This is a genomic window from Helicobacter cynogastricus (assembly GCF_900197855.1).
In the GTDB taxonomy this organism is placed as follows: Bacteria; Campylobacterota; Campylobacteria; order Campylobacterales; family Helicobacteraceae; genus Helicobacter; species Helicobacter cynogastricus.
In genome coordinates this window covers 260736-276246 of sequence record NZ_FZMQ01000005.1, presented here as the reverse complement: position 1 = coordinate 276246, position 15511 = coordinate 260736, and the positions used below count along the sequence as shown (strand labels likewise).

15 protein-coding genes are annotated in these 15511 nt (G+C 42.9%); 8 read left to right on the top strand and 7 right to left on the bottom strand.

Going from position 1 to position 15511, the window contains the following annotated elements; translation table 11 throughout:
• Positions 1–12: 12 nt before the first annotated feature.
• The 4 genes from C6H00_RS02695 to C6H00_RS08955 are packed head-to-tail and all read left to right on the top strand — an operon-like array spanning position 13 to position 3877.
• Positions 13–1809 carry a DUF342 domain-containing protein gene (locus C6H00_RS02695; protein ID WP_104749492.1) on the top strand — a complete coding sequence of 599 codons (1797 nt, stop codon included), beginning with the start codon at positions 13–15 and terminating at the stop codon, positions 1807–1809.
• Positions 1806–2351, top strand: a complete 546-nt coding sequence (gene ruvA, locus C6H00_RS02690) for a Holliday junction branch migration protein RuvA (protein WP_104749491.1) — start codon at positions 1806–1808, stop codon at positions 2349–2351. The genes C6H00_RS02695 and ruvA overlap by 4 nt, the downstream gene beginning before the upstream one ends.
• Before the next feature lie 2 nt (positions 2352–2353).
• Positions 2354–3688, top strand: coding sequence for a class II 3-deoxy-7-phosphoheptulonate synthase (locus C6H00_RS02685; protein ID WP_104749490.1), 1335 nt, complete (start codon positions 2354–2356; stop codon positions 3686–3688).
• Between the two features lie 54 nt (positions 3689–3742).
• A complete protein-coding gene (locus C6H00_RS08955) occupies positions 3743–3877 on the top strand; it encodes a hypothetical protein (protein ID WP_013469089.1) in 135 nt (44 codons plus the stop codon).
• A gap of 23 nt (positions 3878–3900) precedes the next feature.
• On the opposite strand, the gene C6H00_RS02680 is transcribed toward C6H00_RS08955, so the two are convergent.
• Genes C6H00_RS02680 through C6H00_RS02665 form a run of 4 tightly spaced genes read right to left on the bottom strand, consistent with a single transcriptional unit; the run spans position 3901 to position 6798 of the window.
• Positions 3901–4221: a hypothetical protein gene (locus C6H00_RS02680; protein ID WP_104749489.1), complete on the bottom strand. Its 321-nt coding sequence runs from the start codon at positions 4219–4221 to the stop codon at positions 3901–3903.
• Positions 4221–4988 (bottom strand): hypothetical protein, encoded by a 768-nt coding sequence (locus C6H00_RS02675; RefSeq protein WP_104749488.1) that lies wholly within the window; start codon positions 4986–4988, stop codon positions 4221–4223. The genes C6H00_RS02680 and C6H00_RS02675 overlap by 1 nt, the downstream gene beginning before the upstream one ends.
• Positions 4985–5644 (bottom strand): ATP-binding cassette domain-containing protein, encoded by a 660-nt coding sequence (locus C6H00_RS02670; RefSeq protein WP_104749487.1) that lies wholly within the window; start codon positions 5642–5644, stop codon positions 4985–4987. Before C6H00_RS02670 ends, C6H00_RS02675 begins: the two co-directional genes overlap by 4 nt.
• The gene (locus C6H00_RS02665; RefSeq protein ID WP_199769172.1) at positions 5644–6798 is read right to left on the bottom strand and encodes a hypothetical protein; all 1155 of its coding nucleotides are present in this window, start codon (positions 6796–6798) and stop codon (positions 5644–5646) included. The genes C6H00_RS02670 and C6H00_RS02665 overlap by 1 nt, the downstream gene beginning before the upstream one ends.
• 251 nt (positions 6799–7049) lie before the next feature.
• On the opposite strand from C6H00_RS02665, the gene C6H00_RS02660 reads away from it, so the two are divergent.
• Positions 7050–8951, top strand: a complete 1902-nt coding sequence (locus C6H00_RS02660) for a methyl-accepting chemotaxis protein (protein WP_104749486.1) — start codon at positions 7050–7052, stop codon at positions 8949–8951.
• Positions 8952–8954: 3 nt separating this feature from the next.
• Entirely contained in the window at positions 8955–10118 is a 1164-nt protein-coding gene (locus C6H00_RS02655) for a hypothetical protein (RefSeq protein WP_104749485.1), read from the top strand.
• On the opposite strand, the gene C6H00_RS02650 is transcribed toward C6H00_RS02655, so the two are convergent.
• The 3 genes from C6H00_RS02650 to icd are packed head-to-tail and all read right to left on the bottom strand — an operon-like array spanning position 10115 to position 12900.
• A complete protein-coding gene (locus C6H00_RS02650; RefSeq protein ID WP_104749484.1) occupies positions 10115–10936 on the bottom strand; it encodes a sulfite exporter TauE/SafE family protein in 822 nt (273 codons plus the stop codon). The two genes, C6H00_RS02655 and C6H00_RS02650, sit on opposite strands and share 4 nt — an antisense overlap.
• Entirely contained in the window at positions 10937–11596 is a 660-nt protein-coding gene (locus C6H00_RS02645) for a hypothetical protein (RefSeq protein WP_104749483.1), read from the bottom strand. It lies immediately after the preceding gene.
• A 26-nt stretch (positions 11597–11622) separates the two neighbouring features.
• The gene (icd, locus tag C6H00_RS02640; protein ID WP_104749482.1) at positions 11623–12900 is read right to left on the bottom strand and encodes an isocitrate dehydrogenase (NADP(+)); all 1278 of its coding nucleotides are present in this window, start codon (positions 12898–12900) and stop codon (positions 11623–11625) included.
• A 92-nt stretch (positions 12901–12992) separates the two neighbouring features.
• Between icd and C6H00_RS02635 the strand changes: the two genes are divergently transcribed.
• Both C6H00_RS02635 and C6H00_RS02630 read left to right on the top strand, forming a co-directional pair.
• On the top strand, positions 12993–14153 hold the full coding sequence (locus tag C6H00_RS02635; RefSeq protein WP_158655710.1) for a YcjF family protein: 1161 nt from the start codon (positions 12993–12995) through the stop codon (positions 14151–14153).
• A gap of 62 nt (positions 14154–14215) precedes the next feature.
• Positions 14216–15496, top strand: coding sequence for a citrate synthase (locus C6H00_RS02630; RefSeq protein WP_104749480.1), 1281 nt, complete (start codon positions 14216–14218; stop codon positions 15494–15496).
• Positions 15497–15511: the final 15 nt, after the last annotated feature.

The window sequence follows — 15511 nt, the reverse complement described above, 5'->3', positions numbered from 1 at the left end:
AGGAGCGCGTGTATGGCATTTTACTCTAAAATTGTCAATGATTGTGGGGATATTCACTTGGAGCTAGAGAAAGTAGCCCAAACCCACGGCTTGGATGTAGAGGAACTACACTTTGATCTGCTCAAGGTGCATACTTTAATGCGTTCCAATCCTAAAGATGTGTTTAAGCTAGCTTCTGAGGAAGAGGCTAAAAAAATTGATGATGAGGCCTTTTTTAACGACAAACAAAATGATGTGATCCAACGCTACGATATTTGTATCAAAAAGAAGTTATTTGAATATTTCTTTAAGTTAAAAATCTCAGAAGACAAGACGGAGCTTTACATCGTCTTTGAAAGTCCTTTTATGGTTGTGGATGATGAAAAACTCTTCCAAGAGGTGTGCACGGCCATAGAAGCTCAAATGGCTTATCATAAGATTTTATTGCGGCAAATGGACACCCAACACGCCACCCTAAAGAAAAATCTATTGCACTACATGCAAGACAATCAACGCCCCGATCAAATGTTGCTCAAGCGCACTAAATACCGCCCCAATAAACCCGGCCAAGTGAATTTCATGTTAAAGAAAGTTTGGGAGGAAAAAAGCGGGCAAAAAGCCCCTGTCAATGCGATTTATGGTGCGGGAGTGGGCGATGCAGTGCTTGAATACATCAAACCCATACAAGGAATCAGCGGACGGGATTTAATGGGGCAGTATGTCAAAATCAAGGAAGAAAAACCCGTTATTGCGACTTTTGAATGCAGTACAGATGCCTTTGAAATCAAGGAAAGTCCGGATAAAATTATCTACTTTTCCAAAATTCCACAATACGCCACCCTCATAGGTCAAGTTCTCAAGAGTTTTACCAAAAATAATTTTACAGAAATGAAAAGTACGAACACGCCCATGTTTTTGGGGGGTGTGCAAAATGGAATGACTCTTTTTATCAATGCCAAAAATGAGATTGATAACGCGATTGAGAGTAATCTTGAGATCGAGGCTCAAGAAATTCACATCAAAGGCAATGTGGGCAAGAATGTCCGCTTATTGGCAAAAAAAGTGGTGATTGAGGGACAATTACATAATGAGAGTCGCGTAGAGGCCGATGAAATCTTTGTGAGCAACAATAAAGGCACTTGTCAAGGCGACAAGGTGGTGTGTAAATATACTGATAGAGGGAGCATTATTGCTCAAAGATGTGAGGTAGATGCAAGCAGTGGGGCACAGATTTTTGCCAGAGAGGTCCACATTAAGCAACTTAAATCTAATAATACGCTGTATTTTTCTAAGGAATGCGTGTTGGGTGGTGTTGAGGGAAGCGAAAATCGCTTCTTCTTCTCTGCTTTTGCCGATCCAGAGACTAAGCGTATCCTAGAGGAAACTAAGGCGCAAATGGCTTTTCACAAAGAGAAGGCGCAAAGAGTGATGGCGCAGTATCAAGACCTCAACTTTTTTTTGCAAAAAAATCAAGACACCATTGATAAAATTAAAAATGCGGATGCTATGGCACGCAAAGCCCTAATGGAAGAGGAATCGGTACAACGCATTTACCACGATTTTATGGATTGTTTGCGGCGCATTAAAATTTTGCGCGCCTACTTGCTCAAAATCCAAGATTTTAATCATAAAGCCATAGAACGGCTAACCTCTATTGAATCTAACATGCGCGATGCACGACTCATGCGTAAGGGGCCTTGGCCTGCTTTTAATACCATCGCTTGCAATCGCATTTATACGGGGCGCAGAATCCAAACCCTTCAAACGGAGAATGGAGAAATGGTAGACTTTAAACTTGATGGTACAACCTTAGTACGGACAAAATTATGATTGTGGGGCTTATAGGCCATGTGCAAAATATTGAACCTACGCTGGTTGCTCTCAATGTAGGGGGAGTGGTTTATGGGGTGCAAGTGAGTTTACACACCAGTAGCCTCTTGCAAGAAGGGCAGGAAGTTCATTTATATACCTCTCTTATTAGCAAAGAGGGCGATCAGAGCCTCTTTGGCTTTTTGGAACTAGAAGAACGCGCGCTGTTTGTGCGTTTGATTAAAATTAGTGGCGTGGGTCCCAAGATTGCCTTAGCAATTCTCTCTGTCTACACCCCCTCAGAATTTGCTACTCTACTAGAGACACAGCATACTAAAGCCCTCCAAAAAGTTCCCGGAGTGGGGAGCAAATTGGCCTCTAAGATCATGTTTGATCTTGAGGGTTATCTCCCCTCAGCGCACCAAGACCCGGCTTATATTCAGGCAGTGCAAGCTTTAGAGAGTTTGGGGTTTAAAAGTTTAGAAGTGCAGAAAGTGTGCGCGGATTTAAAAGGTTTGAGTACTGAAGAGATGATCAAAGAAGCGTTACAGAAGTTGAGGTAAGCATGCAAAAAAATTGGCATACGCGCTCTTGGCGTGATTTTCCCATTTTACAACAACCCAAATACCCCGATCCTCTAGCCTTAGAAGCGGTAGAAAAGCAACTAAAGAGTTACCCACCTCTAGTCTTTGCCAAAGAAATCCGTAGTCTGAAAACAGCCCTCAAAGAAGCGGCTAATGGGCGGGCGTTTTTATTGCAGGGAGGGGATTGTGCAGAGAGTTTTAACAACTTTAGCGCGGACGCCATTAGGGATTTATTTAAGGTGATTTTGCAAATGGGTGTGGTGTTGGCTTTTGGGGGGCGTTGTCCAGTCATCAAGGTGGGGCGCATTGCCGGGCAGTTTGCTAAACCTAGAAGCCAAGAAAGTGAATGGGTTGATGGGGTAGAAGTGCCTATTTATCGTGGGGATATGATCAATGGCACAGCCTTAGAGACAAGAGAGCCTGATCCCAATCGCCTTTTACAAGCTTACCACCAAAGCGCGGCGACCTTAAATTTATTGCGCGCCTTTGCTAAGGGAGGATTGGCCGATCTTAAAGAAGTGCACCGCTGGAATTTGGACTTTGTAAAAAATAATGATTTTGGGCAACAATACGAAGCCTTGGCCATGCAAATCACGCAAGCTTTGGATTTTATGCAGGCTTGCGGGGTACACAATATCCCCGCTCTTAAGGAAACAGATTTTTACACCAGCCATGAAGCTTTATTGCTCAATTATGAAGAGCCTCTCGTGCGTCAAGATAGTTTGAGCGCGCAGTGGTATAGTTGTTCGGCCCATATGTTATGGATTGGAGAGCGCACAAGGGGAGTCGATCAAGCGCATGTAGAATTTTTACGGGGTGTGGGCAACCCCATTGGCATTAAGATCGGTCCGAATGCGACCCTAGATCAGATGATTGCGCTTTGCAATATTCTCAACCCAGAGAATGAAGCGGGGCGTTTGAGCTTTATTGTGCGCATGGGCAGTGCCATTAAACAATTTCTTCCTCCTCTTTTGGAGGGCATGCTCAAAGCGCAAAAAAAGGTGGTTTGGGTGTGTGATCCTATGCATGGCAATACGATCAAGACCCAAGAGGGGATCAAAACCCGCTCTTTTGTGCAGATTCTCCAAGAGGTTAAGGATTTTTTCCATATCCATCATGCGCTAGGAAGTCATGTTGGTGGGATTCACTTAGAAATGACAGGACAAAATGTAACCGAGTGTCTAGGGGGTTCGCAAGCTATCAGTGAAGAGAGTCTCAAACAAAATTACAATACACAATGCGATCCGCGATTAAACGCTACCCAAGCTTTAGAATTGGCTTTTTTACTAGCCCAAATGCTCAAGGGGAAGGATTAAAATTTTTGGCTATAATGATTCTCAAAAATTTCTAATTTTAAATAAAGGATAGCGATGCGTTGGTGGCTCTTAGCCGGAGTGGCAGTGGTGTTTTTGAATGCTTGTGCAGAAAGTAAGGCTCAGGTCTTAGAAGATGAAAAGGATTACACGCCTTCTGAAAAAACCATTTGGCAACCTGAGCAAAAATAAGGAAATCGGTCCGCACTTAAAAATTACAAAGTTTGGTTTTTGAGGCGGGCTTGGTTTTCTTGATCTTGGGCTTCTTTAGCATGTGCGCAGTTATTCTTAAAGGTTTTACTCATCAAGTTGATTGTTCCCTTAGAGGTGAAAGCTTCGTGGCATTTTTTAAGCATATGTTCGCGAGTTTTTTGGTGTTTGCGGTAATAGGCGGTGGAATGAGGGAAACCCAAATGGAATTCAAAAGCAGGGATGCGCGAACTCTTATCCCCATAACATTCATTACTGCAATAATCCCCTTGAGCATATAAAGCACCTACAAGTCCCATAAATAAAATACTACAGATTTTTCTCATTATAACTCCAAGTGTTTTGAAATTAGATAGCGTACAAGAACATAGAGACCTATAATTTTAAGAGACTCAAAAGTCAAGGCGGTAAAGAAAGTCTGAGTTTCCAAAAAAGGGAAAAGAATATAGAGGGTGAAAAGCGGGTCTGAAGAGGTGTTTTCTTGGTGAAATATTATGGAGGGGAGGACCAAAAGAGTGTTGAGCAATATAAAGAACAAACACCCTAAAAAGATTGTCCCTCGTTTGATTTTAAAGCTGTGTAAAAGGGCGAAAATAGCTAAAATCTTCAGAATGGAAAGTGTTATAGAGAGAGAGAAAAAAAGCCCGTGTTGCAATAATCGAGTACCATGCTGGGTTAAATAAATTTTCACTCCCTCCATAAATTCCCCAAAAGACCTACTTTCCAAGAGGGTATCTAGGGTATTCACTATAACAAGAACTATCAACCCAAAAATCGCCCAAACCAAATTACTAGCAATCTTGGCAATGAGGATACGATCCACACTTAAGGGCAAACACCAAGTTAAAAACGCCTGTTTGCCAAAGAGATCTTGCTGTGTGGTGCGCAAAAGAGCTAAAAACATCAAGATGAAAAGGGCAATAAAGCCTGAGATAAAAAAAATACTAGCAAGGAGAAAAAAGACAGGGGAGTTTAAAAAAAGGAAAATATGTGCGGGGTGTTGGACCATCTCCCAACAGAGGATTAAAAAGAGGTAAAGACCCAAAATAGGGCGACAATGCTCCAAAAAATCTTTTTTAAGTAGCTTGATCATTGTGCCCATTCCTTGTAGACTTGTTCCAAATCTTGCTTATTTTCGCTTGCAAATATCTTTCCCTCCTTAAGAAAAATGATTCGATGCGCATAAGGAGCAATGTCGTGTACAAGATGAGTGGCCAGTAAGATACCCGCTTGAGCGCATTGCTCTAAAATTAAAGTTAAAATCTCTTCACGCGCGCAGGGGTCCACACCCCCCAAAGGCTCATCTAAGAGAAAAAGTTGGGCTTTCCTAGAGAGGGTTAAGAGAAGTTGCAAGCGTTCTTGCATACCCTTTGAAAAATATTTAAAGGGAGTTTTAAGGGGAATTTTAAAGCGTTCTAATAACTCTAAAGCCCGCTCTCTATCAAAGTCTTCAAAAAAGTCTTGATAAAAATTGAGCATGTTAAAGGCGTTGGTTTGGGGAGCTATAGGGCTTTGATCGCCCAAATAGGCTACAATTTTTTTGCTCTCTATTCCCACTTTATGTCCTTGAATGAGCACCTCACCTTGATAGCGGACACATAATCCCGCAAGAATCTTAAGCAGAGTACTTTTACCCACTCCATTAGGACCTAATAATGCCACTATTTGCCCGACATGCAGATCAAAACTAATATTATCAAGAATTTTACGCCCGTATCGGCTTTTACAAAGATGGCGCACTTGTAACATTAGTAGGAAAACTTTGTAAAAAGTACAAAGGAAGAGTTTCCGATGGTGTTGGCCACTTTAGAGGAGCGCGAATAGACATAGCCCAGCCCGGCATCTAAAATCATCTTATGGTATTGCCAAATCTTATAATTGGTCATCAAAGAGTATTCTTGATAAATCCCATAAGCTACCATCATGTCTACTCTCACTTTTTCCGTGCCCATTCCTCCAAAGAGATAACCCGTGATGGTGTTGTTAGCAAAATAGATGGCCGGCACGCCCACAGAGTTGATTCCCCGTCCATAGAATTTACTCTTGTCGTTAAATGACCAAAAAAAACCTTTTCCCAAAGCCGGTACGATGTAAAACCCCGCTCCAAAATTGAAAATTCTATATGTAAAGGTTTGATCAACCCAAAACAGCCCGCTTTGGTTTTGCTTCATAGCTCCGCCCGTAGCACCATACTGATAAATTCCGTGTACGATGGTATAAGATTTAAAGCCTTTAGGCATTGTTGTTTCATATTGCATTTTGAATCCAGCTTGAATCAACGATCCCACTCCCTCAGCAGGAAGTCTTGTATCTGCTAAAAAGAAAGGAGAGAACTCCAAACCCTTATAGGTGTATCCTCCCCCCAAAGCCACTACCTCACCCCCAACATATTTTTTCTTAGAGACTGGATCGTAAGAGGCGAGCGCATTGATACCAGTAGCAATTCGAGGACCTTGTAGGTCATTGCCCTGATAACCAGTATAGAGCAAAGAATCCATAAAAACGCCCCAAAGCCGCCAATCATTGCGGTGGATAAACAGGCTACCTCCCTGTATATTGCCCTGAATCCAATCAAAATCTACAAAATTTGTATTGAAGCGTCCGATAGCAAACTTAAGCCGTTGGGTGTCAAATTTGACATAGGCATCGGAAATATCCCCCATGCTCAAATAAGGACGCATGTTGCTCTCTACGCTTCCTAGAACATTGCCAATGCTAATAATGGGTTGAAATTTTTTATTGTGGCTATAAACATTCCACGCCCCAATCGCCCCAATTCCAAAAGCCCAGCCATTATTGAAAGAAAAATTTGTCCCCACGCGCGCATCAAAACCGATGTAGCTATGCGCATTGTGCCCGGTACCTTGATTGTAGATCAAACCCAAATACCCAAAGGGATCCATAGTGATCTCAGAGCCCAACAAGGGCACACTCCACAACAACACACATGCAAGGCCACGAGACAAAGAAGCACCTCTTAGAAAATGCCCTATTATACACAAATTGAGCAATTTAAGAAATCCATGTTAGAATGCCCTCACTCTCCTAAGACAAAATCGAGCTTAAAGAGCTTAAAGAGCTTAAAGAGCTTAAAGAGCTTAAAGAGCTTAAAGAGCTTAAAGATAAATGTCTAAAAAATTTCTTAAGGACCATGATGGGTTTTAAACGAAAAATCGCGCTCATGTTGGCTGTTGTGCTGACATTGAGTTTTGGCATCTTTGGTGTTTTTGTAGAACGCTTTGTACATGGCGTTTTTATGAAAAACACCGCACAAGGGCTTTTGACCATTGTGCGCGTTCATAGCGACTGGGTGCAAGCATGGAATCAAAAAACTTTAGAATTGTTTACAAGTAGTCAGCAGGCTGTGATTGAACATGGTGTAGAAAATTTGGACGGATTAAAACGCATTCTCAAATACACCGCTAAAAACTTAGATGCTTTCAACACCTATGTAGGTTTGGAAGATGGAGAAATATATACAAGTTCGATACCAGCACCCAAAGGTTTCGATCCGCGCGTACGATCTTGGTATCAAAAGGCTAAAGCGACTAACAATGTTTTGATTTCCAATGTTTATGCAGATAGTTTTACAGGCAAACTTGTTATCACTTACAGCGCGCCTCTTGTCATCCATGGTAAATTTATAGGCGTTTTTGGTAGCGATATTTCACTCGACTTTTTTGCTTCACATACCAAAAGAATGGCGACAGAAACCTTAAATGCTCTCGATCTTACCGATGCATCAGGGGTTGTTTTAAGCTCTAATGATATTCCCATAGGAGGGAGTATTGTTACGAGCAATTCCCCTCTTCAGGCCAAAGCGGAGGTTATTTTAAAGCATAAAGAAGGGGTTGAGGTAAGCAAGGATGCACAAGGAGAAAAAATTTTGTTGGTGTATTCCACGGTCCCTAAATACGGCTGGAAAGTGATCGCGCGTATCCCTCTTAAAGAAGCCTTTAAACATATTTCCAAATTGCGAATCCTTATGTTTGCCATCTCGTTTTTGGGGCTCTTTATGACACTGGCCATCGTTTTATCTTGGCTCTATTACTTGATGCGCCCTTTGGATCGCCTCAAACGCTTGAGTTTGGATTTAACCGCTGGAGACAAGGATTTAACCAAACGCTTACCCTATGCAGATAAGCATAATAAGCATGACGAGATTGCAGCTATCACTCGTAACATTAATGCCTTCATCGGAGAGATTCAAATCGTGATGCGTCATTTTAAAGAGCTCAGTAGAGAACGCCAAACATTCTCAACTACGCTTAATGAAAGAGTGGCTGGAGTGTATGAACATACCAATCGTGCTAATGAAGTGGTTGAGAAGGCTTGTGAAAATAGTCAGCATAATGTGAGCAGACTCTTAGAGAGCCTAGAAAAAACCACTCAAAGTGGGGAACAACTTAATAGCACGGGCAAACAATTAGAAAAAGTGCATGGACAGATGATGGATTTAAGTACGCGCTTAGAACACAATGCCGATCAAAGTGTAGATTTTTCGCGCAAACTTGAGGAAACAGCTAGGAGTACGGACAATATTAAGGAGGTTTTGACTATCATCGATGACATCGCAGGTCAAACTAATTTACTAGCTCTCAATGCGGCTATTGAAGCAGCGCGGGCAGGCGAACATGGACGGGGCTTTGCAGTGGTAGCTGATGAAGTAAGAAAACTAGCGGAGAAGACGCAAAATAGTCTCACTAACATTAACACCACAATCAATGAAATGGTTAAAGGTGTCAGTGATATTAACCAACATTTGGGTGAGAATGCTAAAGAGCTCATTGAGACTTCTAAACTTGCTATAGATGTACAAAAGATTATGGCAAAAAGCATGGAGGCTATTTCTGGCGTGATTCAAGAAGCTCACAAAGGGGCATCAAACTTGCAAGAAGTTGTACAAGGTAGTCGAGATATTCATGATGAAATCAAAGAGCTTAGTGCGCTAGCACACTTAGAACAAGATGGAATTGATGAGGTGCGTCAAACCAGTGTCGCTTTGGATAACTTATACCGCACGCTGAATAGCGAAATTGACAAATTTAAGGTGTGATCGATGTTCAAAAAAATCTTATGGGTACTTTTGTGGAGTAGCTCTCTTCTCTATGGTTTAGATTATTTCCAAGCCCTCGATCAGATGAAGCGATGGTCAGAGGATTTTGTGCGCCAACAGGGGTATAAAAGCGCGCAAGAGGGCAGTTACACACTCTATTCTAAAGCTACAGGGAATGGTTTTGTGATTGCCAATCAAAATTACATGTTGCTCTATACCATCAACACCACCAAAGATCACACCCGTCCCTCTGTGGTGTGCACGGGAATTCTTTTTAAAAGGAAGTTTTATAAGGGCTTTTGTCTGCAGGGCTATGAGAAACTTAGCATGGAGAATACTAAGGATTCACTACTGATCAAATTGATCCAAACCCCTATTCATACCCCCACTGCAAATACCCAAGCTCAAATTCTCTTGGCTTTTAAGGATATTAAAGGCACTTTTTATCTCACCCGCTATGCCAAGCAGGCTTTAGATAGCGCGCTTTTTCCCAAAGTAGCCCCTAAGATTTTTTATGAGCAAGAGAGTCCCACTTATGCGATGGGTGATGTCAATGACAGATTGTTAGAAAAATTGCAAAATCAACTCGCTAGCTCCACTAGCACACCCCCCTCCCAAAACTCCACATGTTTTGAAACCGATGCGCATACCTTTAATAACCCCCTCCCCTGTGAGTCCAGGTACCAAACAAAAACAGAGGACATGCTTTCTTTTAATGCTAATAACGATCGCTACAGCTTTAGCAAGCGCATCACTTACACAGGTAGTCCTAAGAATCCTAGCTCTATTTGCATATTGGCACGCCATAATGGCAAATTACTCAGCCGCACCCTTTGCATCCATCAAGGACAAGTGGACTTAGCCTATAAATTCCCCTATTTGACCTTTGAACTAGGAAAATACGACCCTTCTGCGGACAATATCTACACCAAACTCTATGTAACTTTCAAATTGGTAGAGGGCACTTTCTACCTACACCAATTCAGCCAACAATTCTTTAGAGTGGGTGATAATGGAAGTAGACAAGTGGTGCGCACTCTGATTTTTTATCGCCAAAGTAGAGACGATCCTAAAAAACGCCATTTGATGTCTTTGGATAGCTTAGAGCCCGGGTTCACCCAAGAACTACAGGCGCAGTGTTATGATAAAGGATATTGTATAGATTAGCCCGTGATGAGCTTATAGAGTGTGGCTAAAATGCTCAGAGCGTAAATGCACAACAGAAGAATTTTATGAATTTTCTCATTAGCCAGCATGATAAGTTTAATCCCCACTCCCACTCCCAAGAGCGCACCTAACCCTGTGATGGATCCAGCCTGCAGGGCGCGATCATCTAACACGCCTGAATGGTACAAAGAAATGACCCCAGAAAGAGAAGAAAAGATTACAAAAAACAATCCTAAGGGTACAATTTTTTGAGTGCTGTATTTTAAAAAATAGCCTAAAAAGGACACCATTAAAATCCCCCCGCCCATCCCCAGAGGGATAGAAAAAATCCCGGTTATAAAACCCGCCAATATTAAGACTCCATGCTCTTTACTAATCCCCCAAGTAAAGGATTTTGTTAGCGCAGAATTTTGGGGGTTAGAGTGCATTTTAAAGTGCACGCTAGGTTGATCTGAGGTATCAGAACGACTGAAAGCGTATTTTATGAATGTATAACACACCACCACGACAAAGACCCCCATTAAAATGCGATCATCGATCAACTTAAGTAAAAAACTCCCCAAGATCGCCCCCATCAATCCCCCAATAGCAGCAAAAAATCCCTCTTTTAAACCCAAGAGTCCTTTTTTGTAATTGATAAGCGATCCTACTAAAGAGGAAAAAAGCATTTGGGAGAGAGAAATTCCTACTGCATGGCTGTAACTAAAGCCAGCAAACACGGCGGCGGGCACGACAATCTCCCCCCCACCGATGCCAAAAAACCCCGCCGTGATCCCCGTGATAAAGCCCACAAAAGCTAAAACAAAATCTAAAGCCACTCACTCAATCCCATGTTTCTCCGACCATGTTTGGCAATAATGTTTTCTATAACAATGATCCGCTAGTGTGTCTAGCACGCCATTATCAATTTCGTCCATGTAAATTTTCTTGCCGTCCCGTTTTTGGCGGTAAAGGTGATCGGGCGTGTCTTCATCAAACGTGCGGGTGTAGCTTTTCAAAACATAGCGATCGCCCTCTTGTTTGAAGAGTAGAGTCTTTGATTCGAAGGTGGTGTCATCGCATTCTATGAAAGATTCCTCAATCTCTAACACAAACGCATTTTTTTTAAATTCCATGCTAATTTGTGAGCTCTCAGATGCGGGGTCTAAAGACAAACAAAAACCCTCAAATGTTTGGGTTCTCTGCGGGGTGTTCTTGCTGACATCAAAGCACATCAAGCGCATATTAATCACATCTTCCTCTGCGACCAACAAACGCTTCACAATCCCACAATACAAAGTCTTCCCTACATAGGCTTGATTCACCTCTAGGATATGGGCTGTTTTAGAATAGTTGCCCGCATCGGAGTCAAAATTAGAATCAAGCTTTTGGGCAAAATGATCTATTCTGTTATAAAGGGTATCATAAGGACAACCCAAACTCCACGCCAAATTAGCCAAAAAGCACAAAAGCCCTAAAAATAAACCAATCCGCCTCATATGACCTCCCCACCCCTCCCTGTTTGCTACAAATGCGAAACGATCACCTCTCCAAACTCAGAGCTAGACACCTCAGTAGCGCCCTCCATCAAGCGCGCAAAGTCATAAGTCACTTTTTTACTCTCAATGGCTCTTTGCATGCCTACCACAATCAAATCGGCCGCCTCTACCCAGCCCATGTGGCGCAACATCATTTCCGCGCTTAAAATGATGGAGCCGGGATTAACCTTATTTTGCCCGGCGTATTTGGGGGCAGTGCCATGCGTGGCTTCAAAAAGGGCTACGCTGTCATTCATGTTGGCTCCCGGAGCGATTCCAATTCCTCCCACCATCGCAGCAAGCGCGTCTGAAATGTAATCTCCATTGAGGTTCATCGTAGCAATCACATCGTATTCAGCCGGGCGCAGTAAGATTTGTTGCAAGAAAGCGTCCGCAATCATGTCTTTAATCACAATTTCTTTACCAGTTTTAGGGTTTTTGAGCGTGCACCAAGGGCCTTTGTCTAACACCTTTGCTCCAAATTCTCTTTGGGCTAGGGCATAGCCCCATTTCATAAACGCCCCCTCTGTGTACTTCATGATATTGCCCTTGTGCACAAAGGTGAGGCTATTACGATCGTTGTCAATGGTGTATTCAATTGCCTTGCGCACGAGTCGTTCTGTGCCCTCTAGGCTAATGGGTTTGATTCCTATGCTACTAGTTTCTGGGAAGCGTATTTTTTTAACATGCAGTTCATTTTGCAAGAATTTAATGAGCTTTTTGGCTTCTGGACTATCTTGGTTAAATTCGATCCCAGCATAAATATCCTCGCTATTTTCCCGAAAAATCACCATATCCACCTTGCCCGGCTCTTTAACCGGACTGGGGCTAGAATACCAACGCACGGGGCGCAAGCAGACATATAGATCCATTTTTTGGCGTAGAGCGACATTGAGCGACCTAAAGCCCTCACCTACAGGGGTAGTTAAAGGCCCTTTAATGGAAACTTTAAAATAGTTGAGCGCGTCAATGGTGTCAGGTAACAGCCATTGTTCTTCTAGACTCAAACCTTCTTTATCCTTGAATTTGTTGTAGCATTTCTCTCCTACAAAGACCTCATACCATGCGATTTTTTTCTCTCCCTTGTAGGCCTTGTGTACGGCCGCATCCACCACTTTACGCATCACAGGGGTAATATCTACGCCAATACCATCGCCCTCAATAAAAGGAATAATGGGGTGGCTTGGCACATGCAATTTACCTTCTTTATAGGTAATAGCTTCCCCCTCTGTGGGTAAAGACAAATACTTAGGTTTGTAAGACATGAATCACTCCTATCAATTAAGATGAGGCATTTTAGCATAAGGGGTTTAAAATTTTTGGTTAGACTTTTCTAGAAAAGATGGTAAGGAGACTTATGGCTCAATCTGAAGTGGTTTTAAACTTGGAGGATTTAATGTCTAAAGGTTTTAAAAAAGCTCAAGAGATCATGGCTAAAACACCGGTTACTAGCTACAGCCTTAATGTGTTGATAGCAGGGGGTACAGGGGTGGGTAAGAGTACACTTATCAATGCAGTTTTTGGGGAAGAAGTCGCTCCCACAGGACAAGGAGAACCAGTAACCCAAGAGATTGAACGCTATGTTAAAGAAGACTTGAGTATTTACGATACAAAAGGACTTGAGATGAAGGACTTTGCTAACACTAAAGCCCAAATTCAGGACTTCTTAGAGAGCAAGAGGGGGGCGACACTTGGCGATCAAATTCATATCGCTTGGCTGTGCATTCAAGAATCGGGACGGCGTGTGCAAGAGGGGGAGTTAGAGCTTTATGCCATGCTTAAAGCTTGCGCGATTCCTACCATCGTGGTAATCACCAAAGCCCAACAGGATAAGGATAGCAATGGAGAAAAATTCTCTGAGGTGGTAAGGGATAAATTCCAGCTTGATGAGGCACATTTGCAAAGGGTGCGGACTTTAGAGATTGAGGATGATGAGGGGGATGTTAAGAAGGTGCGCGGGATCAAAGAGATTATTGATAAATCCCGCGATCTCTTGGAGGAAGCACAAAGGCTTGCTTTGGAAAGAAAGCAACAATACGATTTAGAAATGCAAGCCCAAGCTAAGGAGGCCTTGCGCCAAAAACGCAAAGAGGAGGCTAACAACGCCATTTTGGGTTACACTACCGCAGCAGCAGCCATTGGGGCAACTCCCATCCCCTTTTCTGATTTTGCCTTGCTCGCCCCTACCCAAATCGCGATGATTATCCACATTAGCAAGATTTATGATTTAGAAATTTCTAAGGAGAATGCTCAAACTCTAGTCGCCACTTTTGCTAGTGTGCTGGGCACGGGTCTGGTAGCACGCGCTGCGGTTGGGAGTTTATTGAAGTTAATCCCTGGCGTGGGCAGTCTTGCAGGAGGAGCAATCAATGCGACTTTAGCTGGATCGGTAACTGGCTTAATGGGAAAAGCTTATATAGCTTACCTAGATGACAATTTTGAGGACTTGAGTCAGGCCATCAAAGGGCTTTGCGCAGAAGTATTCCGGAAATATTATGAATTTGCCAAAGAATTGTAGATTTTGGCGCACCTTAATACTAGGGTTGTTATAATCCCAATTACACATTAAAAAGGAAGTCTATGTCTGTTACACTGATTAATAACACTACCCAAGAACGCTACGAATTTGAAACTATCCAAGCCACGCGCGGGGCTAATGCGATCGATTTTTCTAAGCTATATGAACGCGCAGGGCTTCTCTCCTATGACCCCGGCTATGCGTCTACTGCCGGGTGCAAGTCTACGATCAGTTATATTGATGGGCAAAAGGGAGAGTTGTACTACAAGGGTTACCCACTAGATGACTTGGTAGAAAAATACAGCTATAGCGATGTGTGCAAACTCCTCTTAACAGACGCGCTCCCTAAAAATGCTGAGGAATCTTTGGAATTTGAACTTGAATTGCGTCACCGCAGTTTTGTACACGAGACTTTACGCAACATGTTTCACGCCTTCCCCACTAACGCCCACCCAATGGCTAAGCTTAGTAGTGGGGTGTCTATTCTCTCTACCTTTTACTCTGACCATGAAACCATGCACTCAGAAGAGGATTATCAGACGATGGCTAGACGCATTATCGCCAAAATGCCCACTTTGGCTGCCATTTGCTATCGCAATGAAATTGGCGCGCCCATTATTTACCCAGATGTGAGTCGTAGTTATGTTGAAAACATTCTCTTTATGCTCAGAGCCTACCCCCATGAACGCCTCAAGCAAGGTCTTAAAGGGCAGATTGAAATCACTCCCCTAGAAGTAGAAGCCTTTGATAAGATTTTAACTCTGCACGCTGACCATGGCCAAAACGCTTCGGCCACCACCGTGCGCAATGTGGCTTCTACGGGCGTGCATCCCTATGCTGCCATTAGTGCAGGCATTAGTGCGCTATGGGGACATTTGCACGGCGGGGCGAATGAGAAAGTCTTGTTGCAACTAGAGGAAATTGGAGATGTTAAAAATGTGGATAAATACATTGCTCGCGTGAAAGATAAGAACGACCCCTTTAAATTGATGGGCTTTGGGCATCGGGTTTATAAGAGTTATGACCCGCGTGCGCGCATCCTCAAAAAGCTTAAGGATGATTTGCAGGCAAAGGGTATTAAGATGAATCCTAAATTAGATGAAATTGCCGCTAAGGTCGAAGAAGTGGCGTTAAGCGATGAGTACTTTATTGCGCGCAATCTCTATCCTAATGTGGATTTTTACTCTGGCACAATTTTACGCGCCCTGCAAATTCCTGTACGCTTCTTTACCCCCGTTTTTGTAATCGGGCGCACGGTGGGTTGGTGCGCACAACTCTTAGAACATGTCAAAAACACACAGGCAAGAATTGCCCGCCCCCGCCAAGTATATGTAGGGCAATAAGCCTTTAGAATTGCC

Bases quoted from the DNA above. Each gene is read 5' to 3' on its own strand.
- C6H00_RS02670 (WP_104749487.1), bottom strand. From the start codon at position 5,644: ATGTTACAAGTGCGCCATCTTTGTAAAAGCCGATACGGGCGTAAAATT.
- ruvA (WP_104749491.1), top strand. From the start codon at position 1,806: ATGATTGTGGGGCTTATAGGCCATGTGCAAAATATTGAACCTACGCTG.
- C6H00_RS08955 (WP_013469089.1), top strand. From the start codon at position 3,743: ATGCGTTGGTGGCTCTTAGCCGGAGTGGCAGTGGTGTTTTTGAATGCT.
- C6H00_RS02675 (WP_104749488.1), bottom strand. From the start codon at position 4,988: ATGATCAAGCTACTTAAAAAAGATTTTTTGGAGCATTGTCGCCCTATT.
- C6H00_RS02665 (WP_199769172.1), bottom strand. From the start codon at position 6,798: ATGGATCCCTTTGGGTATTTGGGTTTGATCTACAATCAAGGTACCGGG.
- C6H00_RS02630 (WP_104749480.1), top strand. From the start codon at position 14,216: ATGTCTGTTACACTGATTAATAACACTACCCAAGAACGCTACGAATTT.
- C6H00_RS02655 (WP_104749485.1), top strand. From the start codon at position 8,955: ATGTTCAAAAAAATCTTATGGGTACTTTTGTGGAGTAGCTCTCTTCTC.
- C6H00_RS02685 (WP_104749490.1), top strand. From the start codon at position 2,354: ATGCAAAAAAATTGGCATACGCGCTCTTGGCGTGATTTTCCCATTTTA.
- C6H00_RS02695 (WP_104749492.1), top strand. From the start codon at position 13: ATGGCATTTTACTCTAAAATTGTCAATGATTGTGGGGATATTCACTTG.
- icd (WP_104749482.1), bottom strand. From the start codon at position 12,900: ATGTCTTACAAACCTAAGTATTTGTCTTTACCCACAGAGGGGGAAGCT.
- C6H00_RS02660 (WP_104749486.1), top strand. From the start codon at position 7,050: ATGGGTTTTAAACGAAAAATCGCGCTCATGTTGGCTGTTGTGCTGACA.
- C6H00_RS02645 (WP_104749483.1), bottom strand. From the start codon at position 11,596: ATGAGGCGGATTGGTTTATTTTTAGGGCTTTTGTGCTTTTTGGCTAAT.
- C6H00_RS02635 (WP_158655710.1), top strand. From the start codon at position 12,993: ATGGCTCAATCTGAAGTGGTTTTAAACTTGGAGGATTTAATGTCTAAA.
- C6H00_RS02680 (WP_104749489.1), bottom strand. From the start codon at position 4,221: ATGAGAAAAATCTGTAGTATTTTATTTATGGGACTTGTAGGTGCTTTA.